This is a genomic window from Micromonospora sp. NPDC047738 (genome assembly GCF_040642675.1).
GTDB lineage: Bacteria > Actinomycetota > Actinomycetes > Mycobacteriales > Micromonosporaceae > Micromonospora.
On sequence record NZ_JBEYSO010000036.1, the window covers coordinates 18,640 to 42,089 of the forward strand.

Here is a 23,450-nt window from a genome sequence, read left to right on the forward strand (position 1 = left end):
CGAACCTGGGCCGGCCGCCGGGGTGAGTCAGCCGGCGAGCTGGGCGACCAGGTCGTCGACCGAGGTGACCGGCCGGTCGCAGACGAACCCCCGGCAGACGTACGCGGTGGAGCGCCCATCCAGCGCTGGCCGCTCGGCCAGCAGCGGCACCCCCGGCTGGTCGGCCCGACCGGCCACCACCACGGCCCCGGGCGGGGCGTGCCGGCAGGCAGCGGCCACCAGCGGGTCGCCCGCCGGGTCGTCGGTCACCACCGCGATCTCGTACGGCCCGGACAGCAGCGCCTCCCCGACAGTGGCCGCGTACCCGGTGAACCGGGCGTGCCGGCCGACAACCGGCGCGACCGTCGACAGGGTGGCTTCGGCGGCCTCCCGGTATCGGGTCTCACCGGTCAACGCCGCGTACGCGACCAGCGCCGCGACGATCGCCGACCGGCCGGACGGGGTGGCGTTGTCGGTGGGGTCGGCCGGCCGGGTGACCAGCCGCTCCGCGTCGTCGGCCGTGTCGTAGAAGCCCCCGTCCGGGGCGGCGAACCGGGCCAGCGCCACGTCGAGGAGCTGGCCGGCCAGCGCCAGCCAGCGCCCCTCGCCGGTGAGCTGGTGCATCGCGCAGAACGCCTCGGCCACGCAGCCGTAGTCCTCCAGCACACCGGCCGGCTCACCGACGACCTTGTCCCGCGACACCCGGCGCAGCCGACCGTCCACGACGTGCACGGTCGCCAAGTGCTCGGCCGCGTCGCGCATCGCGCCGTCGGACACGATGGTGACGCCCTCCATCAGGTTCGCGTCCTCGTCCTCGGGGGACGCGTAGAGCGCGGCGACCTGCTGGAACTCGGCGATCGCGGTGATCGCCAGCCCGTTCCAGGCGGCCACCACCTTGTCGTCCCGGGCCGGCTGGGGTCGGGTGTCCCGGGCGGCGAGCAGCCGCGCCACCACGTCCTGCCAGCGGGCCCGGATCTCCGGGTCGGCGGCGTCCACGTCCCGGGCCAGCCGCAGCACGCTCGTGCCGTGCTCAAAGGTGCCTGACTCGGTCACCCCGAACAGGTCGGCGGCCCAGCGGCCGTCCTCCTCCCCCAGCACCTCGACCAGTTGGGCCGGGGTCCAGACGTAGGTGAGGCCCTCCACGCCCTGGGTGTCCGCGTCCAGCGCGGAGGCGAAGCCCTCGCCGGGCCGGTGCAGTTCGTCGGCGAGGAACCGCGCGGTGTCCCGGGCCACCCGGCGGGCCAGCGGGTCGCCGGTGAGCCGCCAGAGCTGGGTGTAGCACCGCAGCAGGAGGGCGTTGTCGTAGAGCATCTTCTCGAAGTGCGGCACGGTCCAGTGGCCGTCCACGGAGTAGCGGGCGAAGCCGCCGGCGAGCTGGTCGTAGATGCCGCCCCGAGCCATCGCCTCGGCGGTGTGCCGGACGATCTCCAGGCTCCGGGCCGAGCCGGTGCGCTGGTGGTGCCGGAGCAGGAAGAGCAGGTTCATGTGCGGCGGGAACTTGGGTGCCCCGCCGAACCCGCCGTTCGTCTCGTCGTACTCCCGGGCGAGCTGGTCTGCGGCGGCGTCCAGCAGCTCGGCGGTGAGCGGGGCGGTCAGGCCACCCACGGCCTGGGCGCCACCGATCGCCTCCACCACGGCGGCGCCCTGGCGCAGGACGTCCTCCCGCTGGTCCCGCCAGGCAGCGGCGACGGAGCCGAGGAGGCGGATGAAGTTCGGCCGCGGGAAGTACGTGCCGCAGAAGAACGGCGTGCCGTCCGGAGCGGCGAAGACCGTCATGGGCCAGCCGCCCTGGCCGGTCATCGCCTGGGTGGCGGTCATGTAGACGGCGTCGACGTCGGGACGTTCCTCCCGGTCCACCTTGATCGAGACGAAGTCCTCGTTCATGAGCCGGGCGACCGCCTCGTTCTCGAACGACTCGTGCGCCATGACATGGCACCAGTGGCAGGCCGCGTACCCGACCGAGATGATCACCGGGACGTCCCGCCGCTTCGCCTCGGCGAACGCCTCGTCGCACCAGGGCCACCAGTCGACCGGGTTGTCGGCGTGCTGGAGCAGGTACGGCGACGTGGCGTTGGCGAGTCGGTTCACCCGACGACCATATCGAGCGCGTCCCGGCGGCGCGGACCGCGCGCCCGAGGTGCCGCCGGTCGACAGCCGGCGAGCGGTCAGGAGGCGCCGTCGGCGCGCAGCGGGAAGACGTTGCCGCGGGCGCTGTCGAGCAGCGAGCCGAGCACCGCCCCGATCTTCTCGGCCGGCATCGGCTTGAAGAAGTGGTAGCCCTGGGCTGCGGTGCAGCCCAGCTCGGCCAGGGCGGTCCGCTGCTCGGCCGTCTCCACCCCCTCGGCAACCACCCGCAGGCCCAGCTCGTGGGCGAGCCCGACGGTGGTCCGGACGATCGCCGCCGCCTCCGGCGAGTCGGCCATCCGGATCACGAAGGAGCGGTCGACCTTCAGCTCGTCGACGGCGATCCGGGTCAGGAAGGTCAACGAGGAGAACCCGGTGCCGAAGTCGTCGACGGCGAGCTGCACCCCCATCGACCGCAGGGTGGCGAGCACCTCGTCGATGACCTCCAGCTCGCTCATCACCACCGTCTCGGTGATCTCCAGGACCAGGCGGTGCGGCGGTACCTGGTGCCGGCGCAACGCCTCGCCGATCTCCGCCGGCAGCCGCGGGTCGAGCAGGCTGCGCGCCGACAGGTTGACCGAGATCGGCACGTCCAGCCCGGCACGGGCCCACTCGGCCGCCACCCCCAGCGCCTTGTCCAGCACGTACCGGGTGAAGGTGCCGAGCTGCTCGCTGTTCTCCACCGGTCGGATGAAGTCGGCCGGCCCGAGCCAGCCCCGCCGCGGGTGCCGCCAGCGGATCAACGCCTCCACCCCGGTCGGGGCACCGGTCGCCAGGTCGACCGCCGGCTGCAACGCCAGCACCAGCTGGTCGTCGGCCTCCAGGGCCTCCCGCAACTCGGCGAGGAGCGCCAGGTGGTCGGTGCTCGCCGCGTCCCGGGAGCTGTCGTACGCGGCGACGCTGCCACCGCCCTCCTTCGCCTGGTACATGGCGATGTCCGCCCGGCGCAGCAGCTCGGTCAGGTCCGCGGTGCCCGCGTCGGCGACCACCACCCCGACGGCCACCTCGACGGACATGCGTACGCCCGCCACCTCGGTCGGTGCGGCGATCCGCTCGGCGATCTCCCGGGCCTGACGCAGCGCGTACGCCAGTGGAGCGGTCCGGTCGTCGACCACCGGCACCTCGGTCAGCAGCAGGGCGAACTCGTCGCCGCCGAGCCGGCCGAGCAGGTCACCGGGGCGGGCCAGGGCGGCCAGCCGGTTCGCGGTCAGCCGCAGCAGCTGGTCCCCGGCCGCGTGCCCGAGCGTGTCGTTGACCTCCTTGAACTGGTTGACGTCGAGCAGCAGCAGCGCCACCGGGTGGTCGTGGGCGAGCTGCCGCAGCGCCTGGTCACCCTTGGTGAGCATGGCGGCCCGGTTGAGCAATCCGGTGAGCTGGTCGTGCACCGCCTCGTACGACGAACGGGCGGTGACCAGCCGCAGCTCGCGGTGGGTCGCCGCGTCGTGCAGGGCAGCGGCCAGGGCGTCGCCGAACGCGGCGACGGCGTCCCGCTCCCGCGCGCTGGGCGGGGCCGACCGGGGAAAGTGGACCCGCAACTGCCCCACCGCCGCACTGCCCACGGTCAGCGGCCGGATCAGCTCGTGGTCGCTCGACTCGGTACGCGCCGAGGGCTGCACCTCGCGGTCGCGTACCTGGCCGCCGGTGTCCGCCCGGTAGCGCCGCCACCGGCCGTCGCCCCGCGCGACGTCCACCTCGACCAGCTCGGCACCGAAGAGGGTGAGCGCCCCGGTCACGGCGGCGGTCGCCACACCCCGCTCGTCGAGCTGGTTGAGCGCGGCGGTGGCCTCGGCGAACGCCCGCCAGGTGCGCCGTTCCTGGTCGGCCCGCAGCCGGTGGCGGTAGGTCTGCTGGAGCAGCCAGAGCGGCGGGGGCAGGAGCAGCAGCCAGCGGGCGTCGATCTCCAGCAGCGCGACCACCACCAGGCCGACGGCCACGTTGCCGACGAACATGAGCAGCTTGCCCCGGAGCGCCGCGAGCAATGGCGGCCCGATCGGCACCCCGTGCCGCAGCGCGAGGGTGGCCCCGCCGAACCAGGCGGTGGTGAGCAGGTAGGTGACCGAGCCGGCGATCAGCGCGACGGCGAGCTCGGGGGTAGGAGGGGCGAGCAGCGGCTGGCCGAGTGCGCTGGCCACCGCCGCGGCGAGCGCGGTGGCGGCGGTCAGCGAACCGGCGATCCGGACCAGTTCCAGCGCTGGCCGACGGTCGGCGAGCAGGGACATCGCGGTCCAGGCGGCCCCGGTGCCGAGCAGGGCCGCGGCCGGCAGCCACCCGGCCGGTACGAGGTAGAGACAGACGATGAGGGCCGCCTCGCCCCAGGTGATGCTGACCATTCCGGCGGCGGTGCGGAACCGCAGGCGGGCGAGCTGCGCTACGGCGAACGCGGCCACCGCGATGCCGAACCCTGCGGGCGCCGGCAGCGGGTTGCCCGGCGGGAGGGACGCGGGCACGGTGAGGCCGAGCACGGCGGCCAGTAGGGCGGTGAGCGCCACGGCACCGGTCAGCAGGAGCACCCCGGGCGGGGTGCCGCGCAGGCCCAGCCGATCCGGAGGGTGACCGTCGCTGCCGGAGGTCACGGGCCCACCCCGTCCGCCGGCGGTCCGAGGGCACGGCTGGCGGCCACTGCTGCCACGGACATCGGCGCCCCCCTTCCGCGCACGGCTGGGGCCTTTCGGTCCCCCCGGCGGAAGGCTAAGCCAAAGCCGGTGGTCGCAACAGGGGGCGAGCACCGGCTTCGACGTGATTCACGTGCTTGCTACCCGTTCCGGCGCTGCTCGGAGCCGTTGGGAGCGTTCGTGGGTGAATCCTGCGCGACGATCCCGTCTGTCGGATCGGCGACGGTCGAGTCGACCCGGTCCCGCTCGGCCGGACCGGCCTGCTGCGGGAAGCGGTCGGGCAGCCGGCGCAGCCGGGCGTTCATGTTGCGGATCAGCAGGATGGTGACGATGGCCAGCAGCACGATGAGGAAGAGGCCCATCGGACCGGCCAGGCCACCGGTACGGGTGTCACCGAAGTTGTTCTCCGCGAGCACCTGGGCGGTGGTCAGCATGGTGTTCCTCCGATGTGCGGTTGCCGACCAGCGTAGCCCCCTGGCTGATCAGTGGGCATCGCACGTCTCGCGGACCCCGGCGAACAGGTCGGACTCGGGCAGCGGGCTGTCCACCAGCGAGCGGGCGAGCTGGAAGTCCTCGGTGGGCCAGGCGCGCCGCTGGAGCTCCATGGGCACGTGGAACCAGAAGCCGTCCGGGTCGATCTGGGTCGCGTGGGCGCGCAGGGCGTCGTCGCGGACCGGGAAGTATTCGGCGCACTCCACCCGGGTGGTGATCCGCGGCCCCTTGTCGGGACGGTCCTCCCAGCGCTTGAGCCACTCCTCGTACGGCGACTCGAGCCCGGCGGCGAGCATCGCCTCGTGCAGGGCCATGATCTTGCCCTTGGAGAAGCCGATGTCGTAGTAGAGCTTCAGCGGCTGCCAGGGCTCACCCAGCTCCGGGTGGCGCTCCGGGTCACCGGCCGCCTCGAACGCGGCGACGGTCACCTTGTGGGTCATGATGTGGTCGGGGTGCGGGTAGCCGCCCTCCTCGTCGTACGTGGTGACGACGTGCGGACGGAACTGGCGCATCAGCCGCACCAGCGGCGCGGCGGCCACGTCCACGTCCTGGAGGCCGAAGCAGCCCTCGGGCAGCGGCGGCAGCGGATCGCCCTCGGGCAGCCCGGAGTCGACGAAGCCGAGCCAGGCCTGCTCGACGCCCAGGATCGCCCGGGCCGCGTCCATCTCGGCGCGGCGGATCTCGCCGATGTTGGCCCAGACGTCCGGCCGGTCCATCTTGGGGTTGAGCACGCTGCCCCGCTCGCCGCCGGTGCAGGTCACGACCAGGACATCCACCCCCTCGGCGACGTATTTCGCCATGGTCGCGGCGCCCTTGCTCGACTCGTCGTCGGGATGGGCGTGCACCGCCATGAGACGCAGTTGCTCTGCCACCTTCGGCACTCCTCGTCTGTGCCGGCCGGCCGGGCCCCGCTCGGGCCGACCGGCTGACCTGCCGGAATCTCCCCCCGGGCCCGCGGAAACCCCGTGCCGGCCGGTCGGCGCCGCCGCCGACCTGCCATCCTTGGTAATGCCCGGGCTGGGAAGATGGACTCTGCCATTCTTGCCGATGCCCACGACAACAACGCCAGGAGATACCCGCCGGTGAGCGAGACGCACGCCACAACCGCACCGGGTGCGCCGGTCTTCCCGCCCGGCCGGTACGGCCGTCGCCGGGAGCCGGGGCGCCGCCGTCCGCTCCTGCTGGCGCTGTCGGCGGCCGTCCTGCTGGCGATGCTGGGGCTGGTCGCCACCAGGCTCTACACCCAGTACGGCGACCCCGAGTACCGGGCCCAGGTGATCACCTACACCGGGATCACCGACTCGCGGGTGGTGGTCGACTTCCGGGTCACCGTGCCCCCGGGCGGCTCGGCGACGTGCGCGCTGCGGGCCCGCACGCACGACGGTGCCGAGGTGGGCCGCGCCGAGGCCACCGTGACCGCCGGCCCCGGTGAGCGGCACGTCACCGCCCGGCACGAGGTGCCCACCACCGCCCGCCCGTTCATCGGCGAGGTCGTGCGCTGCCGGCCGGCCGGCTGAGCCGACCGTCCCACCTGCTCGAACACCTCACGACGGGTCCCGGCACCGGCACCCGTGGTGATCGGCGACACCCCGACTGGGCCGGCACTGGTAACTTGATAGTTCACCTGTCAGCCAGTCCGCACAACCGAGGAGACCGCCTGTGTCCACCAATGGCAACGAGGCGCCCGCCACCTGGCTGTCCCAGGACGCGTACGACCGCCTCCAGGCCGAGCTCGACGAACTGATCGCCAACCGGCCGGTCATCGCCGCCGAGATCAACGCCCGGCGGGAGGAGGGCGACCTGCGGGAGAACGGTGGCTACCACGCCGCCCGCGAAGAGCAGGGCAAGGCCGAGGGCCGCATCCTCTATCTGAAGGAGCTGCTCCGCACCGCCAAGGTCGGCGAGGCGCCGACCGCCGACGCGGTATCGCCCGGCATGGTCGTCACCATCTACTTCGACGACGACGCCGACGACACGGAAACCTTCCTGCTCGGCTCCCGGGAGATCGCCTCCACCACCGACCTGACCGTCTACAGCCCCGAGTCCGCGCTCGGCAAGGCGATCCTGGGCGGCAAGGCGGGCCAGACCTGCACCTACACGGCGCCCAGCGGCGCCGACATCAAGGTGACGGTCGTCAAGTTCGAGCCGTTCTCCGGCTAACCGCCAACCGGACCCGCGCCGGATGGCTCGGGTCCGACCCGACCGAGGCTGACAGGCTCCTCGGACCCGAGCCACACCAAACCGCCCCGGCCTCCCGGCCGGGGCGGTTTCGCATTCGCGGGCCCCGGATCGTCGGGCCGGGCCGGTCGCGCTGTCGTTAGCCCGCAACGGGATCACGACTCGCCGGCGAACACCACCTGGTAACCGCTGGCCCGCAGGGCGCTGATCAGGGTGTCGGAGTGCTCCACGCCGCGGGTCTCCACCGACAACGCCACCTCCACCTCGCCGAGGCGCAGGTGCGGGTTGGCCCGCTGGTGTTCCACGTCGACCACGTTGGCCCGGTGCTCGGCGATCTCGTGCAGCAGCGAGGCGAGCTGACCCGGGCGGTCCGTGCAGCGCACGGTGAACCGCAGGTAGCGGCCGGCCGCGGCCAGGCCGTGCTCGATCACCCGGAGCATGAGCAGCGGGTCGATGTTGCCGCCGGAGAGCACCGCCACCACCGGCGCCTCCACCTGGACGGTCCCGGCCAGCAGCGCGGCCACACCGACCGCGCCGGCCGGCTCCACGACCTGCTTGCCGCGTTCCAGCAGCATCAGCAGGGCCCGGGAGATGTCCTCCTCGGAGACGGTGACGATGTCGTCGACCAGCTTGCGGACGTGGGTGAAGGTCAGCTCGCCGGGACGGCCGACCGCGATGCCGTCGGCGATCGTGGAGAACGACGACAGGCGGACCGGCTCGCCGGCCTTGAGCGAGGGCGGGAAGGCCGCGGCGGTGGCCGCCTGGACCCCGATCACCCGTACGTCGGGGCGCAGCGCCTTGGCCGCCACCGCCATCCCGGAGATCAGACCGCCGCCGCCCACCCCGGTCACGATGGTCTTCACGTCCGGGCACTGTTCGAGGACCTCCAGCGCCACCGTGCCCTGACCGGCGATGACATCCGGGTGGTCGAACGGGTGGATGAACACCGCTCCGGTCCGCTCGGCGAAGGTCTGCGCCGCCACCAGCGACTCGTCCACCGTGTTGCCGACCAGCTCGACCGTGGCGCCGTACCCCTTGGTGGCGGCCACCTTCGGCAGCGGCGCGTTCACCGGCATGAAGACGGTGGCATGGGTGCCGACCAGGCCGGCGGCGAGCGCCACCCCCTGCGCGTGGTTGCCGGCGCTCGCCGCGACCACGCCGCGGGCCCGCTCCTCCGCCGAGAGCCGGGAGATCCGCACGTACGCCCCGCGCACCTTGTACGACCCGGCACGTTGCACGTTCTCGCACTTCAGCCACGCCGGCCCGCCTAACGCCGCGCTGAGCGGCCGGGAGGGCTCCAGCGGGGTGGTGCGGGTGACGCCGGCGAGCAGCTCCCGCGCGGCCCGTACGTCGGCGAGACCGACCAGTTCCGTCATGCCCCGATCGTGCCACCCGCCCCCGGCGGAACCTGCGGCGACGCCACCGTCGAATCGGTCACCCCTGGAGGCGGCCCGGTGACGGGCTGCGCCGGGTAGGGGTGGCCCTGCGGCGCGCCGGGCGTCGGCCAGTCGGGGTGGGCGGGCCAGGCCGGCCGGCCGAGGGCGATCCGCTGCTCCTGGGCGGTAGAGATCCGCCGGATCAGCACGATCAGCGACCCCGCGGCGACCAGGCAGGCGATCAGCGGGAGCAGGTGCCACCCGAGCAAACCCTGGTAGTAGTCGACGTACCGCTGGAACTCGGGGTCCGAGGCGGGGTCCTCGGGCAGGCGGGCGTACGCCTGGTCGTCGCGCCGGCTGACGAAGCGCTCCCCCAGGCTGAAGGCCAGCCACGCCCCCCACCAGACGAAGACCAGCCCCGGGGTGAACCGCTTCCAGAGGCTGTCCCGGGCGAGGTTGGCGACCACCCGGGCGGGCACCACGAAGTTGGCGAACGGCACCAGCCAGCCGGCGATCGCCCAGCCGGCGCCGAGGTGGGGCAGCGCGCCCGGGAAGGCGTCCAGGTTCTTCCGGGCCCGCCAGGTCCACACGATCACCAGCACGGCGGCGGTCACGTACGCCAGCAGGAACGGCAGCGAGAGCACCACCTCGACCAGCACCGCGCCGAGCAGCACGTCCGGGTCCTGGCTCTCCCTCGCGCTCCCGGCCAGCACGGCACCGACCAGCGGAAAGAGCGCAACCGCCAGATAGAGCAGCGCGGTCGCACCGACCGCGACCGAGGCCGCCAGGCCGATGCCCCGCACCGAGTACGTCGGTACGCCCGGGGTGACGGCGGGCTGGCCGTGCGGGGTGTGGCAGTTCTGACACTCGTTGTCGGTGGGAGACGTCTCGTCCCCGCAGGTGTGGCAGCGCATGGATGACCGTCCAGGGGTGCGTGGGTGCGCACACGCTAGACGATCAAGCGTGGGCCGGCGACCCCGTGCCGATCCGGGGGTAGTCGGGGGCGTGCCGCTGCCACGGCGCCTGCATCTCGAACTGCCCGGCCACGCCGAGCAGCAGCAGCTCCGAGCCAGGCGGGCCGACGAACTGCACGGCGACCGGCAGGCCGTCCGGGCGGCGGCCGACCGGCACCACGATCGCCGGCAGCCCGGCCATGTTCCACGGGCCGGCGTATGGGGCGTACCGGATGTTGGCCTTCATGTTGGCCAGCCAGGACCGGCCGGACCAGCCGTCGGCCGCCGGCGGGGGGCCGGCCAGCGCCGGGGTGAGCAGCAGGTCGATCGAGTGGTCGGCGAAGAAGTTCACCGAGCGTTCGCGCCAGGCCGCCCGGTCCGCCTCGCGGACGTACCCCCGGCGCTGCGCCCACTCGCCCAACGCGATGTGCCGGCGGCTGCGCCGCTGGAGCCCGCCCCGCTGGAGCCCGGCGGCCTGCGCGTCGGCGGCGGCCGCGGCGAACCAGGTGGCGAGACCCTTGAGGCCGAGCGCGGTCGGATAGACCGGCTCGGCAGGGACGGCGTCGTGCCCGGCGGCGGCGAGCAGCCGGCCGGCGGCGGCCACGGCGTCCCGGTTGGGTGCGTCCGGCGAGACGCCACGGACCGGCGAGCGCAGCGACACGCCCACCCGCAGCCGCTGCGGAGGCACCAGCTTGTCGGGGCGACGGCCGGCCAGCACGGAGAAGGCGACCGCCGCGTCGGCGACCGTGGTGGCCAGCATGCCGTGCTCGGCGAGACCGAACCAGTCGTCCGCGCCGAGCTGGTAGGGGATTACACCCCGGCCGGGCTTGAGCCCGACGAGGCCGCAGCACGCGGCTGGGATGCGGATCGAGCCGAGGCCGTCGTTGCCGTGCGCCATCGGCACCAGGCCGGCGGCGACCGCGGCGGCGGCGCCGCCGGACGAACCACCGGGGGTGCGCCGCAGGTCCCACGGGTTGCGGGTCACCGCCGTCTCGTCGTCGGTGAGCGCCCAGAGGCCGAGTTCCGGCATCCGGGTCACCCCGAGGATCACCGCGCCGGCGCCGCGCAGCCGCCGGACCATCTCGTGGTCGGCCTCCGCGACCGGGGTACGCGCGGCGGCCGAGCCGTTCCAGGTCGGCAGACCGGCGACCGGGGTGTTCTCCTTGACCGCGACCGGCACCCCGGCCAGCGGGAGGTTGGCCAGGTCCTCCTGCTCATCGACCTTCTCCGCCTCGGTGATCGCCTCCCCGCCGCGTACCGTGCGGAACGCGGCGAGGTGGGCGTCGGCGCGGGCGATGTGATCCAGGTGGTCGGCCACGACCTGGGTGGCGGAGACGTCACCCCGGCGTACGCCCCGGGCGATCTGCTTGGCGGTCGCCCCCACCCAGGTCGTCGGCATGATGTCCGGCACGGCCATCCTCCCCAGCCAGCGGTCAGCCCAGTGCCTGCTCCAGATCGGCGAGCAGGTCGTCGACCGTCTCGATGCCGACAGACAGTCGCACGAGATCGCCGGGAACTTCAAGCGGCGAGCCGGCAGCGCTTGCGTGTGTCATCCGTCCCGGGTGTTCGATCAGGGACTCGACGCCGCCGAGCGACTCGGCGAGCACGAAGAGCTTGGCCCGGTTGCAGATCGCCACGGCGTGCTCCTCGCCGCCCGCGGCGCGGAAGGAGATCATGCCGCCGAACCGGCGCATCTGCTTGGCGGCCACCTCGTGGCCGGGGTGCGCGGGCAGACCCGGGTAGAGGACCTCGCCGACCTTGGCGTGACCGTCCAGGTAGGCCGCGATCCGCTCGGCGTTGTCGCAGTGCCGGTCCATCCGTACCCCGAGGGTCTTGATGCCGCGCAGGGTGAGCCAGGCGTCGAACGGCCCGTTGACCGCGCCCATCGCGTTCTGGTGGTAGCGCAGCTCGTCGCCGAGCCCGGTGTCGGCGACGACCAGCGCGCCACCGACCACGTCGGAGTGTCCCCCGATGTACTTGGTGGTGGAGTGGACCACCACGTCGGCGCCGTGCGCGATCGGCTGCTGGAGGTACGGCGACGCGAAGGTGTTGTCGACCACCAGCAGCGCCTCCGCGTCGTGCGCGACGGCGGCCAGGGCGGCGATGTCGGCGATGCCGAGCAGCGGGTTGGTCGGCGTCTCCACCCAGACGATCTTCGTAGCGCCGGGACGGATGGCGGCCCGCACGGCGACCGGGTCGGAGACCTTCGCCGGGGTGTAGCTGAGGCCCCAGCGCTCGGCGACGCGGGCGAAGAGCCGGTACGTGCCGCCGTACGCGTCGTCCGGGATCACCACGTGGTCGCCCGGCTTGCAGACCGTGCGCAGCAGGGTGTCCTCGGCGGCCAGGCCGCTGGCGAACGCGAGCCCGACCGGCCCGCCCTCCAGCGCGGCCAGGCACTCCTGGAGCGCGTCCCGGGTGGGATTACCGGATCGGCTGTATTCGTATCCCTGCCGGGGCGCGCCGACGGCGTCCTGGGCGTAGGTGCTGGTCTGGTAGATCGGTGGGATCACCGCGCCGGTGCGGGCCTCCGGGTCCTGGCCGGCATGGATGGCGAGCGTCTCGAAGCCGTGACTCATGCCCGAGACGTTAGTCCGCCGCCCCGTCCCAGTGCGTGGAACCCCGCCGCGGGTCGCACCGGTCGTGGTGTCGGTGGAACAGGCCATACTGACTCCGTGACGTCGAATGCACCGCTGCCGTCCCGGCTGGCCGGGGCAGCCGACCGGATCCCGCCCTCACTCCGACTCCTGACAGGCCCTGACCAGGGGACCGTGCGTCTCCCGGTGCAGCTCGCTTGGTCCGGGCCGGCCGACTACGACGTCGGCGACCCGCACGAACGGCTGACGCTCTACTGCCTCCTGCTCGACTGCGGTCAGCGGGACGACATCGTCCGGTACGTCAACCCCACCCTGCTCCGCCGCGACTGGCCGCGGATCAAGCGCCTGACGGCGCGTCGCCTGACGGCGCTGTGGGAGCGCAGGCTCCCCGAGCTCTGCGCCGGCTGAATGGACGCGCTGCACCGCCGGCTCCTCGAGGTCGGCTTCGCGGCCGGCGACGACCTGGGTCTGGTGCTCGCCGGTGGCTACGCCATGTGCGCTCACGAACTGGTGAACCGCCCCTCCCAGGACATCGACTTCGCGACGGCCACAGCCTTGCCACTCCCGGCTGTCGTCGCGCGACTCGCCGACGCGTACGTCGCCGCCCGATTCGCCGTACAGATCATCGAAACCACGCCACGGATGGCCCGCATGCTCGTCACGGACGGCACGGTGTCCTGCGAGGTCGATCTCCTCAAGGAGGCCCTGATGCCGCCCGCCCGAATGAAGATCGGGCCCGTCCTCGCCTTCGAGGACGCGGTCGGGCTCAAGGTGCGGGCCCTGCACGATCGGGCCGCGCATCGAGACTTCATCGATGTGCACGCCGCGAACGGGCAACTGAGCTGGAGCGAGTTGGAAAACCTCGGTGCCCGCCACACGGCGGGTTTCTCCCTGGAAGAGCTGGCCGATCGGTTGGGCGGCATCGAGGAACGGGACACCCGCACCTTCCGCTCGTACGGCCTTGAGGCCGAACAAGTCGACGAGCTGCGCAATTGGGCGCTGCAGTGGGAATCCGACATCAGGACGCGGCTGGCCAGCGGCGAGACCGGCCCTACCGGCATTCGAGACAGCGAGTGGGAGGCCTATCTGGATCGCCTGTAGCGCCTGACCACCGTTGACGCCCGCCGACTTCGCCGCCCTCGCACGACCGGGAGGCCTGGGACTGGCGCGGCGTCCCGGTGGGCGGCGGCGCTATCGAGCACATAACCTGGCCCGGTGAGCGGGTGCGTGTTCTGCGGAATCGTGGCGGGCGAGGTGCCGGCGTTCACCGTGGCCGACGAGCCGGACGGGGTGGCCTTCCTGGACACCCGGCCCGTCTTCAAGGGCCACGTGCTGGTGGTGCCGCGCACTCATCTGGTCACCCTCGACACGTTGCCGGCCGAGGCGATCCCGGGCTACTTCCGGCTGGTGCAGCGGCTCATCGTGGCAGTGGAGGCCGGTCTGGCCTCCGGTGGGACGTTCGTGGCGGTCAACAACAAGGTGTCCCAGTCCGTTCCGCACCTGCACACCCATGTGGTGCCCCGGACGAAGGGCGACGGGCTGCGCGGTTTCTTCTGGCCGCGGACCCGCTACACGGACGACGCGGAGGCCCGGGGGTACGCCGATCGGATCGCCGCCGCGCTGGCCTGACCTCGCCCCGGGCGGGTAAGGAAGCGGGGACCGGCGGTGTTGCACAGGCTGGGAAAGCCAAGAGAGGAGTCCCACCGTGTTCCTTCGCCGCATGAAGGCCGAGATGATCTCTCCCGACCAGGCCCTGCCGGGCCGCGCGATCGCGATGCCGATCGCCGACCGGCACGAGGTGCTGCCGTCCTCGTTGAAGGGGCCCTTCCCTGAGGGCGCGCAGGTCGCCGTGTTCGGGATGGGTTGTTTCTGGGGTGCCGAGCGGCTGTTCTGGACTCTGCCGGGCGTGATCACCACGTCGGCCGGTTACGCGGGCGGCTACACGCCGAACCCGACGTACGAGGAGGTCTGCTCGGGGATGACCGGGCACGCGGAGGTGGTCCAGGTGGTCTACGACCCCAGCCGGATCAGCTACGAGGACCTGCTCAAGGTCTTCTGGGAGAACCACGACCCGACCCAGGGCATGCGCCAGGGCAACGACGTCGGTACGCAGTACCGCTCGGCGATCTACGCCTCCACCGACGACCAGCTCGCCACCGCGCAGGCGTCCCGGGACGCGTTCGCGCCGATCGTGGCGCGGGCCGGCAAGGGCGAGATCACCACGGAGATCGCCCGGCTCGGCGACTACTACTTCGCCGAGGACTACCACCAGCAGTACCTGGCGCCGACCAAGAACCCGAACGGGTACTGCAACCACGGCCCGAACGGGCTGAGCTGTCCGGTGGGCGTGGCCCGCACGGCCGGCTGACTCGTCCCGTCGTGCCACCGGCCGTCACGGCGTGGCGGCCGGTCGGCGGCCAGGGTGGCATCGATCGCCGTCCACGCCGCCAACCGTTTCCACTACTGGGACATTCGTCACAGAAGCCAGCCCGGCGAATCCTGCCATACCGGTAGCACCGACGCAGAAGCCAACTGCCCGCGTCACGTTCAGCAACCGCCAACGGGGGCAGAAGGCGCGGGCGCGCATAGTAGCAATGCGTCGCCCGGCCGTCATCAGCTCAACCGGCGGATCGCAACGTCCTCTGGCAGCATGGGCCGGCATGTGCGGACTGGCTGGGGAGTTCCGCCATGACGGTTCACGCGCCGATGTGACGGCGGTGGAGCGGATGGCGGCCACCATGAGTGACCGAGGACCGGACGACAGCGGGGTGTGGTCACAGGGCCCCATCGCCCTGGGACACCGGCGCCTGAAGATCATCGACCTCTCCGCCGCGAGCGGCCAGCCCCTGGTCGACTCCGCCGCCGGTCTCACCGGCGTCTTCAACGGCTGCATCTACAACTACCGAGAGCTGCGCGCGGAGCTGCAGGCCAAGGGGCACCGCTTCTTCTCCTCCGGCGACAGCGAGGTCGTGGTCAAGGCGTACGCCGAGTGGGGGCTCGACTTCGTCGACCACCTGATCGGCATGTTCGCGGTGGCGATCAGCGAGCGGGACACCGGACGGCTGATCCTGGCCCGGGACCGCCTCGGCATCAAGCCGCTCTACCTGACCGAGGCGCCGGGCCTGGTCCGCTTCGCCAGCACCCTGCCGGCGTTGCTGGCCGGCGGCGGCGTCGACACCTCGATCGACCCGGTGGCGCTGGCCCACTACCTGAGCTTTCACAGCATCGTGCCACCGCCGCGGACCATCCTGCGCGGCGTCACCAAGCTTCCCCCGGCCACCGTCCGGGTGTACGAGCCGGACGGCTCCCGCCACGAGCGGGTCTACTGGGATCCGTCCTTCACCCGGGCCGCCGAGCGGGCCGGCTGGTCCGCACGGGACTGGCAGGACGCGCTGCTGGAGTCGCTCACCACCGCCGTCCGCCGGCGGATGGTGGCCGACGTGCCGGTGGGCGTGCTGCTCTCCGGCGGCCTGGACTCCAGCCTGGTCGTCGCGCTCCTGGCCGGGGAGGGGCAGTCCGGCCTGGCCACCTTCTCGATCGGCTTCGACGCGGTCGGCGGCCGGGAGGGCGACGAGTTCGTCTACTCCGACCTGGTCGCCAAGACCTTCGCCACCGACCACCACCAGATCCGGGTGCCCACCGGCGACCTGCTGCCGCCGCTGGAGGCCGCCGTCGCGGCGATGAGCGAGCCCATGGTCAGCCACGACTGCGTGGCGTTCTGGCTGCTCAGCCAGGAGGTGGCCCGGCATGTCAAGGTGGTCCAGTCCGGCCAGGGCGCGGACGAGATTCTGGGTGGCTACCACTGGTACCCGCCGCTCGCCGGGGTCGACCGCGAGCGGGCACTCGATACGTACGCGAAGGCGTTCTTCGACCGCGACGCGGCCGGCCTGGCCCGGGTGCTCAACCCGGCGTGGCTGCTCGGCGGCGACCCGGCGCGCGAGTTCGTCGCCGCGCACCTGACCCGGCCCGGCGCGCAGACCGCGGTGGACGCCGGCCTGCGGATCGACACCCAGGTCATGCTGACCGACGACCCGGTGAAGCGGGTGGACAACATGACCATGGCGCACGGGTTGGAGGCCCGGGTGCCGTTCCTCGACCACGAGTTCGTGGCGCTCGCCGCGAGCTGCCCACCGGAGCTGAAGCTGGCCCAGGGCGGCAAGGGCGTACTCAAGGAGATCGGCCGGCGGCTCCTCCCCCACGCGGTCATCGACCGGCCGAAGGGCTACTTCCCGGTGCCGGGCCTCACCCATCTCGAGGGCAAGCTCCTCGACCGGGTACGCGATGCCCTCACCGCCCCGGAGGCCCGCCGCCGCGACCTGTTCCGCGCGGAGTACGTCGACGCACTGCTCGCCGACCCGAACGCCGAACTGACCCCGTTGAACGGAAACAAGCTGTGGCAACTCGGACTCCTGGAAATGTGGCTCCAGAGCCACGGAATCGACTGACCGTGACCGACACCCTCGCCACCGGCACGGCCCGTACCGACCGGGAACGGATGCTGGGTCGCCGCCGGGAACGCGTCGGCCCGGGCGGCGACCCGGTCGCCCCCGGCGCACCCGAGCCACGTCGCGACGCCAACTCGGACGGGGTGGTGCTGGACTGCGGCTGGGGCCGGCTGGTCTTCGGGCAGACGTTCGGCGAGCAGGTTGCCGTTGCCGACGTGCTGCGCTCCGAGGCCGTCGGCGCCCGGGACATCTGCATCTACCTGCGGGATCCGCACGTGCTGGTCTCCCGGCTGCCGGACGAGCTGTTCATCGACCCGTCGCTGACCTACCGGCTGCCGCTGGGCGAGCGCCGGCCGGCCGCCACCGCGGCCGGTGAGGTCTCCGGCCTGACCATCCGGCCACTGCGCGACGCCGACGACGCCGACGCGGTGAACCGCATCTACGCCCGCAACGGCATGGTCACCGCCCCGGTCGAGGTGCTGGTCGACAACGCCGCCAGCGACCGGTTCCTGCACCTCGTCGCCGAGGCGGCCACCGGCGAGGTGGTCGGCACCATCACCGGGGTGGACCACGTCGCGGTCTTCGCCGACCCGGAGCGGGGGGCCAGCCTCTGGTGCCTGACCGTGGACTTCAACACCGCGCCGCCCGGCACCGGGCAGGCCCTGCTCACCGCGCTGGCCGACCGGCTCGACGAGCGGGGCCGGGCATTCGTGGACCTCTCGGTGCTGGCCGAGAACTCCGGGGCGATCCGGCTCTACGAGCGGCTGGGCTTCCACCGCACGGGGACGCTCTGCGTGAAGCGGAAGAACCCGATCAACGAGCGGCTCTTCCTGCCCGCCACCCCGGAGGGGTACGACGGGCTCAACCCGTACGCGAAGATCGTCGCCGACGAGGCGATGCGGCGCGGCATCCGGGTGGAGGTCACCGACCCGCACTGGGGTGAGCTGAGGCTGACCAGCGGCGGCCGGACCGTACACACCCGGGAGTCGCTGTCCGAGCTGACCTCGGCGGTGGCGATGAGCCGCTGCGACGACAAGCGGGTGACCCGCCGGATCCTCACCCAGGCGGGGCTCTCCGTGCCACGTGGCCGGACCGCCACCGGCGACGCCGACGACCTGGCCTTCCTGGCGGACGTCGGCCCGGTGGTGGTCAAGCCGGCCCGGGGCGAGCAGGGCAACGGCATCACCGTCGGGGTGCGTACGCCCGAGGCGCTGGCCGCGGCGGTCACGCTGGCCCGGCGGTTCTGCCCGGACGTGCTGATCGAGGAGCTGCGCGAGGGTGACGACCTGCGGGTGATCGTCATCGACCACGAGGTGGTGGCCGCCGCCGTACGCCGGCCCGCCCAGATCACCGGCGACGGGCTGCACGACGTCACCGAGCTGATCGAGCGGCAGAGCCGGCGGCGGGCCGCCGCCACCGGGGGCGAGTCGCGGATCCCGATCGACGACATGACCCGTGAGGTGGTGGCCGAGGCGGGTCACCGGATGCACGACGTGCTTCCCGAGGGGCAGGTGCTCGCCGTACGCCGGACCGCCAACCTGCACACCGGCGGCACCATCCACGACGTCACCGCGGAGCTGCACCCGGAGATCGCCGAGGCGTGCGTGGCGGCCAGCCGGGCGCTGGACATCCCGGTGACCGGGCTGGACCTGCTGGTGCCCGCGCCGGACCGGCCGGAGCACGTGTTCATCGAGGCGAACGAGCGGCCGGGCCTGGCCAACCACGAGCCGCAGCCGACCGCCGAGCGCTTCGTCGACCTGCTCTTCCCCGGCACCCGGGCGCCGCAGCGGCTCTGGTCCCCGGCCGGGACCGGAGGCGCCGCGTGAACCCGAAGCCCCTGGAGCTGGACCTCGACTACCTGCGCCAGGTGCTGGTCGAGTTGCTGGAGATCCCCAGCCCGTCGGGGCGTACCGACCACATCCAGCAGTACGTCGGGGAACGGCTGTCCGCGCTCGGCATCAGTTCCACGCTGACGCGGCGCGGGGCGCTCAGCGCCAGCCTCCCCGGCCCCCGGGCCACCGGCGCCGACCGGGCGATCGTGGTGCACACCGACACCATCGGCGGCATGGTGAAGGGGCTCAAGGAGAACGGCCGGCTGGAGCTGAAGCCGATCGGCACGCACAGTGCCCGGTTCGCCGAGGGCGCCCAGGTCCGGATCTTCACCGACGACCTGGACCGGGTGATCACCGGCCAGGTGCTGCCGCTGAAGGCCAGCGGGCACCGCTACAACGAGGCGGTCGACCTGCAGGGCGTCGGCTGGGAACTGGTCGAGGTGCGGGTCGACGAGCCGGTCGCCGACGCCGCCGGCCTGCGGGCCCTCGGCGTCGACGCGGGCGACTTCGTCGCGCTGCTGGCCCACCCGACGATCACCCCGAGCGGGTACGTCAAGTCCCGGCACCTGGACGACAAGGCCGGTGTGGCCGCGGTGCTGACCGCGTTCAAGGCGATGGTCGACGCGGGCGTCACCCCGGCGGTGACCGCGCACCTGCTGGTCACGGTCACCGAGGAGATCGGGCACGGGGCCAGCCACGGCCTCGACCCGGACGTGGCGGAGATCGTCTCGGTGGACGCGGCGGTGGTCGCCCCGGGGCAGCAGTCCCGGGAGGACGCGGCCACCCTGGCCATGGGCGACGGGGTGGGTCCGTTCGACTACCACCTCACCCGCAACCTGGCGTCGATCGCCTGGGAGCACGGCGTCGACCTGGTCCGGGACGTCTTCGACTACTACCGGTCGGACGTGGCGGCCGCGGTCGAGGCCGGCGCGCACGCCCGCGTGGCGCTGCTCGGCTTCGGCGTGGACGCCACGCACGGGCACGAGCGCACCCACCTCGACGGGCTGCGTCACCTGACTCAGCTGCTCTGCCTCTACCTGCAGAGCCCACTGGTCTTCCCCGAGTGGGACGCCGAGCCGGAGGGCGACCTGGCCGACTTCCCGTCGCTGGCCGTCCAGCCGGCCTCGGAGGAAGGCCCCCGCGAGGGCCCGATCGGCCTGGACTGACTGCGGGCTCCGGGCTCCCGGGACGAGGACGGCTCGGATGGCTACGAACTTGATGACGTGAACGACTCACCCGCCGTCACGCCGGCCGACCCCTGCTGTGACGCACCGATCCGGCCAGTCCGCGCGGGTTGCCGCACGAGGGGCCGACGTGGTGGTGGTCGAACCTCGGACCGGCGCCTCGACCACCACCAAAATCGGGCCTCAGCCGAGTCTCTTGGGCCCGAGGTAGCTGCCGCCTGTGGCGTCGATGAGGTTGGCGGTAAGCCAGGCGCTGTCCTCGCTGGCGAGGAACGCGACCACATTGGCGATGTCGGCGGGCGTGCCCACGCGCTCGATGGCCTGAGACGCCGCGACCGCGGCCTGGGCCTCGGGACGGTCGAGGAAGAACGCCGTCTTGTCGGTACGCGTCGGCCCCGGGGCCACGGTGTTGACGGTGATGCCGCGCGAACCGAGCTGGTTCGCCACGTTGCGGGTCAGGGTTTCGATCGCGGCCTTGGTCATCGCGTAGGCCAGCTCGCCGGGGAGGGCAATCCGCGTGACGCCGGATCCGATGTTGATGATCCGCCCGCCGTCGCCCATCAGCGGCAGCGCCTTCTGGATGAGGAAGAACGGCGCGCGCACGTTGACCGCGAACAGCCGGTCGAACGCCTGCGGGGTCTCGCTGTCGATGCCGCCGCCGGAGTCGTTGACACCGGCGTTGTTGACCAGGATGTCCAACCGGGCCTGCCCGGTCCTCTCCCGCAGCCCCGCCTCGAGTGCCGCGATCACGGTGTCGGCGTCGCCGTCAACGCCCAGCTCGGCCTTGATCAGGAACGCCCGCCCGCCGGCCGCCTCGATCGCTGCGACGGTCTCCTTGGCGGCGGCGTCGTTGCTGGCGTAGTGCACGGCGACCAGCGCGCCCTCGGCGCCGAGCCGCGCACAGATGCCCCGGCCGATGCCCCGCGACCCGCCAGTGACCAACGCCGTCCTGCCCATCAATGCTGCCACGTCCCCATCCTTAACTGTTTATCGCCTAAGCAGTTCTGTTTATGTTATACACAGTGCCGGAAGCGGGCGTCAAGCCCGGAGGACGGGCACGAGGAGGCCGGGTGAACGTCGAGGCGAGTGCGATGGAGCTGCTCTGGGGGGACGGCGGGCGACGCAGCCGGGGGCCTCGGCCAGCGCTCAACCCGGCGGAGATCACCGACGCGGCGATCGAGATCGCCGACACCGAAGGGCTGGCGGCTGTCACCATGAAGCGGGTGGCGGACCGGTTCGGCTTCACCGCGATGTCGCTGTACCGGCACGTACCCGGTCGCGCGGAACTGGTCGCCCTCATGATCGACACAGCGATGGGTCAGGCCCCGCCCGTCGACACCTCAGCCGGCTGGCAAGCCGGGCTGCAAGGCTGGGCGCATCGGCTCCACACCGTGTTCCGGCGCCATCCCTGGCTCGCCGCGGCGACCACGCAGGTGCGTGCCATCGGCCCTCGGGAGCTGAGCTGGTTGGAGCGGGCGGTGGCCGCCCTGGCCGGCACCGGCCTGAGCGGCCCGGAACGGGTCGACGCCGCCCTGGTGGTCATCGGACACGTCCGCAACCAGGTGCAGGCCGAGACCGGCATCGCCGCCGAAGGCGGGGCCCAGCTGGCCACCGGGCTGACCCAGCTGCTGCGGAGCCACGCCACCGCTTACCCGGCACTGGTCGAAGCGGCCGAAAACGGAGCATTCGGTCCGAGCGACAACGACGGATTCCAGTTCGGCCTGCGGTGCATCCTCGACGGCATCGCCGGGATCATCGCCGCACGCCCTGATCCACCTACGTCATCAAGTTCGTAGCGCCCCGAACGCGATCGCCCGTCGACAGCCGCTGGGCGTGGTTCGGGCTTCGGGCGGGTCTGTGATCGAAATCCGTTGCCGGGGCCGCCGGGAAGTGGATAGCGTGGCGGTACACGGGAAAGGAGGTGGTCCAGCTTTGTATAGCAATCGGACTCGTGAGGTGGCTGTCCGCTAGCCGCTGTCCTCGACAGTAATCCCGTCCGCCGCGAGGCGGGCACAGGCACCATCGTCGAGACCGTGTGGCAGCGGTGCGGCGAATCCACGACAGCCACCCGACCCCCGGGGTGCCGGCCCAGTCCAGCCGGCCCGCGCGCGAGCGCGGAAGCCCCGGGGGTCGCTTCATGCTCCAGGGGGTTGCGGTGTCCATGCGCGAGCTGGTGGTGCTCGGTACGGCCAGCCAGGCCCCCACCCGACAGCGCAACCACAACGGCTACCTGCTGCGCTGGGACGACGAGGTGCTCCTCTTCGACCCGGGCGAGGGCAGCCAACGGCAGCTGCTGCACACCGGGATCTCGGCCACCGACCTCACCCGGATCTGCGTCACCCACTTCCACGGCGACCACTGCCTGGGCCTGCCCGGCGTGATCCAGCGGCTCTCCCTGGACCGGGTGCCGCACCCGGTGGCCGTGACCTTCCCGGCCGGTGGCATCGAGTACTTCCACCGGCTGCACCACGCGTCGAGCTTCTACGAGGCGGCCGAGCTGACCGTGGAGCCGATCGAGGTCGACGGGCAGCGGATCAGCCTGGGCATCGGCACGCTGGAGGCCCGCCGGCTGCAGCACCCGATCGAGACGTACGGCTACCGGCTCATCGAGCCGGACGGCTGCCGGATGCTGCCGGAGAAGCTGGCCGCGTACGGCGTCGCCGGCCCGGCGGTCGGCGAGCTGATCCGCGTCGGCCACCTGGACCTGGCCGGACGCCGCGTCACCCGGGACGAGGTGAGCGTGACCCGCCCCGGCCAGCGGTTCGCCTTCGTGATGGACACCGGGCTCTGCGACGGGGTGTGGGCCCTGGCCGAGCACGCCGACCTGCTGGTCATCGAGGCGACGTTCCTGGAATCGGAGGCCGCCCTCGCCGCCGAGGCCGGCCACCTGACCGCGGCGCAGGCCGCACGGGTGGCGGCCGAGTCCGGGGTACGCACCCTCGTGCTCACCCACTTCTCCCAGCGGTACGCCGATCCCCGCCGGTTCGCCGACGAGGCCCGCGCGTACTTCACCGGGGAGCTGGTGATCGCCGAGGACCTGATGACCGTGCCGGTGCCGCCCCGGCGGGTAGCCTCGGCCGGGTGACTGTCGCCCTGCGCCCCGCCACCGAGGCCGACCTGATGGCGGTCGGCGCCCTGCACCAGCGCTCCCGGGTGGCGGCATACGGGTCGTTTCTACCGGCGGCGGCGCTGGCCGAGCCGACGCCGGAGGCGATGGGCCGGTACTGGGTCGAGCGCTGGCAGTGGGAGCGGGACGACCACCGGATGACGGTCGCCGAGCGCGACGGCCGACGCGTCGGCTTCAGCTACCTGGGCCCCGACGACGAGGGCGATCCCGCCACCGGACTGCTCAACGCGATCCACCTCGAGCCCGACGAGCGGGGCCGCGGCACCGGGCGGGCGCTGATGGTCGACGCCCTCGGCGCGATGCGGGCGCGCGGCTGGGTCCGGGCCGTGCTCTGGGTGCTGGAGCGGAACACGACCGCCCGTCGGTTCTACGAGCGCGGCGGCTGGACCGCCACCGGCGCCCGCCGCGACGATCGGATCGGCCCCGCAACCGTTTCCCAGCTCCGCTACGCACGCGAAATCTGAGGGTCCCGTCACCGCAAACGGCCCAGGAAGACCTCTTCCCGATCAGCGGCACGCCGTTCGCTCTGAGCGGATCGGGGCATGGGCGTCGGC

At 72.7% G+C, this 23,450-nt stretch carries 21 protein-coding genes; 12 read left to right on the top strand and 9 right to left on the bottom strand.

Annotated elements, in window-relative coordinates:
• Nucleotides 1–27 precede the first annotated feature (27 nt).
• From ABZ783_RS32565 to mca, 4 genes are all read right to left on the bottom strand, one after another.
• Entirely contained in the window at nt 28–2,067 is a 2,040-nt protein-coding gene (locus tag ABZ783_RS32565) for a thioredoxin domain-containing protein (RefSeq protein WP_357445304.1), read from the bottom strand.
• A 77-nt stretch (nt 2,068–2,144) separates the two neighbouring features.
• On the bottom strand, nt 2,145–4,640 hold the full coding sequence (locus tag ABZ783_RS32570; protein ID WP_357445388.1) for a bifunctional diguanylate cyclase/phosphodiesterase: 2,496 nt from the start codon (nt 4,638–4,640) through the stop codon (nt 2,145–2,147).
• Between the two features lie 215 nt (nt 4,641–4,855).
• On the bottom strand, nt 4,856–5,149 hold the full coding sequence (locus ABZ783_RS32575) for a hypothetical protein (RefSeq protein WP_357445307.1): 294 nt from the start codon (nt 5,147–5,149) through the stop codon (nt 4,856–4,858).
• A gap of 48 nt (nt 5,150–5,197) precedes the next feature.
• Nucleotides 5,198–6,079, bottom strand: a complete 882-nt coding sequence (gene mca / locus ABZ783_RS32580; protein ID WP_357445311.1) for a mycothiol conjugate amidase Mca — start codon at nt 6,077–6,079, stop codon at nt 5,198–5,200.
• Between the two features lie 210 nt (nt 6,080–6,289).
• Between mca and ABZ783_RS32585 the strand changes: the two genes are divergently transcribed.
• Together ABZ783_RS32585 and greA are read left to right on the top strand one after the other, a co-directional pair.
• Complete coding sequence (locus ABZ783_RS32585) at nt 6,290–6,724, top strand: DUF4307 domain-containing protein (RefSeq protein WP_357445314.1); 435 nt, start codon at nt 6,290–6,292, stop codon at nt 6,722–6,724.
• A 142-nt stretch (nt 6,725–6,866) separates the two neighbouring features.
• Nucleotides 6,867–7,367: a transcription elongation factor GreA gene (gene greA, locus ABZ783_RS32590; RefSeq protein WP_073832860.1), complete on the top strand. Its 501-nt coding sequence runs from the start codon at nt 6,867–6,869 to the stop codon at nt 7,365–7,367.
• 173 nt (nt 7,368–7,540) lie between these two features.
• Here greA and ilvA read toward each other — a convergent pair whose 3' ends face one another.
• Genes ilvA through ABZ783_RS32610 form a run of 4 tightly spaced genes read right to left on the bottom strand, consistent with a single transcriptional unit; the run spans nt 7,541 to nt 12,290 of the window.
• Nucleotides 7,541–8,761, bottom strand: coding sequence for a threonine ammonia-lyase (gene ilvA / locus ABZ783_RS32595; protein WP_357445319.1), 1,221 nt, complete (start codon nt 8,759–8,761; stop codon nt 7,541–7,543).
• Nucleotides 8,758–9,675 carry a DUF4328 domain-containing protein gene (locus ABZ783_RS32600; protein ID WP_357445322.1) on the bottom strand — a complete coding sequence of 306 codons (918 nt, stop codon included), beginning with the start codon at nt 9,673–9,675 and terminating at the stop codon, nt 8,758–8,760. Before ABZ783_RS32600 ends, ilvA begins: the two co-directional genes overlap by 4 nt.
• Before the next feature lie 43 nt (nt 9,676–9,718).
• Nucleotides 9,719–11,131 (bottom strand): amidase family protein, encoded by a 1,413-nt coding sequence (locus ABZ783_RS32605; RefSeq protein WP_357445325.1) that lies wholly within the window; start codon nt 11,129–11,131, stop codon nt 9,719–9,721.
• Between the two features lie 16 nt (nt 11,132–11,147).
• Complete coding sequence (locus ABZ783_RS32610) at nt 11,148–12,290, bottom strand: cystathionine gamma-synthase (protein ID WP_357445328.1); 1,143 nt, start codon at nt 12,288–12,290, stop codon at nt 11,148–11,150.
• A gap of 204 nt (nt 12,291–12,494) precedes the next feature.
• Here ABZ783_RS32610 and ABZ783_RS32615 point away from each other — a divergent pair, with 204 nt between their 5' ends.
• From ABZ783_RS32615 to ABZ783_RS32645, 7 genes are all read left to right on the top strand, one after another.
• Nucleotides 12,495–12,716: a hypothetical protein gene (locus tag ABZ783_RS32615; protein ID WP_357445329.1), complete on the top strand. Its 222-nt coding sequence runs from the start codon at nt 12,495–12,497 to the stop codon at nt 12,714–12,716.
• Nucleotides 12,717–13,409, top strand: a complete 693-nt coding sequence (locus tag ABZ783_RS32620; protein ID WP_357445332.1) for a nucleotidyl transferase AbiEii/AbiGii toxin family protein — start codon at nt 12,717–12,719, stop codon at nt 13,407–13,409.
• Nucleotides 13,410–13,523: 114 nt separating this feature from the next.
• Complete coding sequence (locus ABZ783_RS32625) at nt 13,524–13,937, top strand: HIT family protein (protein WP_357445335.1); 414 nt, start codon at nt 13,524–13,526, stop codon at nt 13,935–13,937.
• A gap of 76 nt (nt 13,938–14,013) precedes the next feature.
• A complete protein-coding gene (msrA, locus tag ABZ783_RS32630; protein ID WP_357445338.1) occupies nt 14,014–14,676 on the top strand; it encodes a peptide-methionine (S)-S-oxide reductase MsrA in 663 nt (220 codons plus the stop codon).
• 292 nt (nt 14,677–14,968) lie between these two features.
• Entirely contained in the window at nt 14,969–16,753 is a 1,785-nt protein-coding gene (locus ABZ783_RS32635; protein ID WP_357445341.1) for an N-acetylglutaminylglutamine amidotransferase, read from the top strand.
• A 2-nt stretch (nt 16,754–16,755) separates the two neighbouring features.
• On the top strand, nt 16,756–18,579 hold the full coding sequence (gene ngg, locus ABZ783_RS32640) for an N-acetylglutaminylglutamine synthetase (protein WP_357445344.1): 1,824 nt from the start codon (nt 16,756–16,758) through the stop codon (nt 18,577–18,579).
• Nucleotides 18,576–19,751, top strand: a complete 1,176-nt coding sequence (locus ABZ783_RS32645; protein WP_357445347.1) for an osmoprotectant NAGGN system M42 family peptidase — start codon at nt 18,576–18,578, stop codon at nt 19,749–19,751. The genes ngg and ABZ783_RS32645 overlap by 4 nt, the downstream gene beginning before the upstream one ends.
• 201 nt (nt 19,752–19,952) lie before the next feature.
• Here the strand turns inward: ABZ783_RS32645 and ABZ783_RS32650 are convergent, their stop codons facing one another.
• Nucleotides 19,953–20,738, bottom strand: a complete 786-nt coding sequence (locus tag ABZ783_RS32650; RefSeq protein WP_357445350.1) for an SDR family oxidoreductase — start codon at nt 20,736–20,738, stop codon at nt 19,953–19,955.
• 101 nt (nt 20,739–20,839) lie between these two features.
• On the opposite strand from ABZ783_RS32650, the gene ABZ783_RS32655 reads away from it, so the two are divergent.
• The 3 genes from ABZ783_RS32655 to ABZ783_RS32665 all read left to right on the top strand — a co-directional run bounded on the left by ABZ783_RS32655 (nt 20,840) and on the right by ABZ783_RS32665 (nt 23,360).
• On the top strand, nt 20,840–21,565 hold the full coding sequence (locus ABZ783_RS32655) for a TetR/AcrR family transcriptional regulator (RefSeq protein ID WP_357445352.1): 726 nt from the start codon (nt 20,840–20,842) through the stop codon (nt 21,563–21,565).
• A gap of 359 nt (nt 21,566–21,924) precedes the next feature.
• Entirely contained in the window at nt 21,925–22,854 is a 930-nt protein-coding gene (locus tag ABZ783_RS32660; RefSeq protein WP_357445392.1) for a ribonuclease Z, read from the top strand.
• Entirely contained in the window at nt 22,851–23,360 is a 510-nt protein-coding gene (locus tag ABZ783_RS32665; protein ID WP_357445355.1) for a GNAT family N-acetyltransferase, read from the top strand. Before ABZ783_RS32660 ends, ABZ783_RS32665 begins: the two co-directional genes overlap by 4 nt.
• Nucleotides 23,361–23,450 lie beyond the last annotated feature (90 nt).

Coding starts and splice junctions, on each gene's coding strand:
- ABZ783_RS32575 (WP_357445307.1), bottom strand. CDS start 5,149: ATGCTGACCACCGCCCAGGTGCTCGCGGAGAACAACTTCGGTGACACC.
- ilvA (WP_357445319.1), bottom strand. CDS start 8,761: ATGACGGAACTGGTCGGTCTCGCCGACGTACGGGCCGCGCGGGAGCTG.
- ABZ783_RS32600 (WP_357445322.1), bottom strand. CDS start 9,675: ATGCGCTGCCACACCTGCGGGGACGAGACGTCTCCCACCGACAACGAG.
- ABZ783_RS32605 (WP_357445325.1), bottom strand. CDS start 11,131: ATGGCCGTGCCGGACATCATGCCGACGACCTGGGTGGGGGCGACCGCC.
- ABZ783_RS32610 (WP_357445328.1), bottom strand. CDS start 12,290: ATGAGTCACGGCTTCGAGACGCTCGCCATCCATGCCGGCCAGGACCCG.
- ABZ783_RS32620 (WP_357445332.1), top strand. CDS start 12,717: ATGGACGCGCTGCACCGCCGGCTCCTCGAGGTCGGCTTCGCGGCCGGC.
- ABZ783_RS32635 (WP_357445341.1), top strand. CDS start 14,969: ATGTGCGGACTGGCTGGGGAGTTCCGCCATGACGGTTCACGCGCCGAT.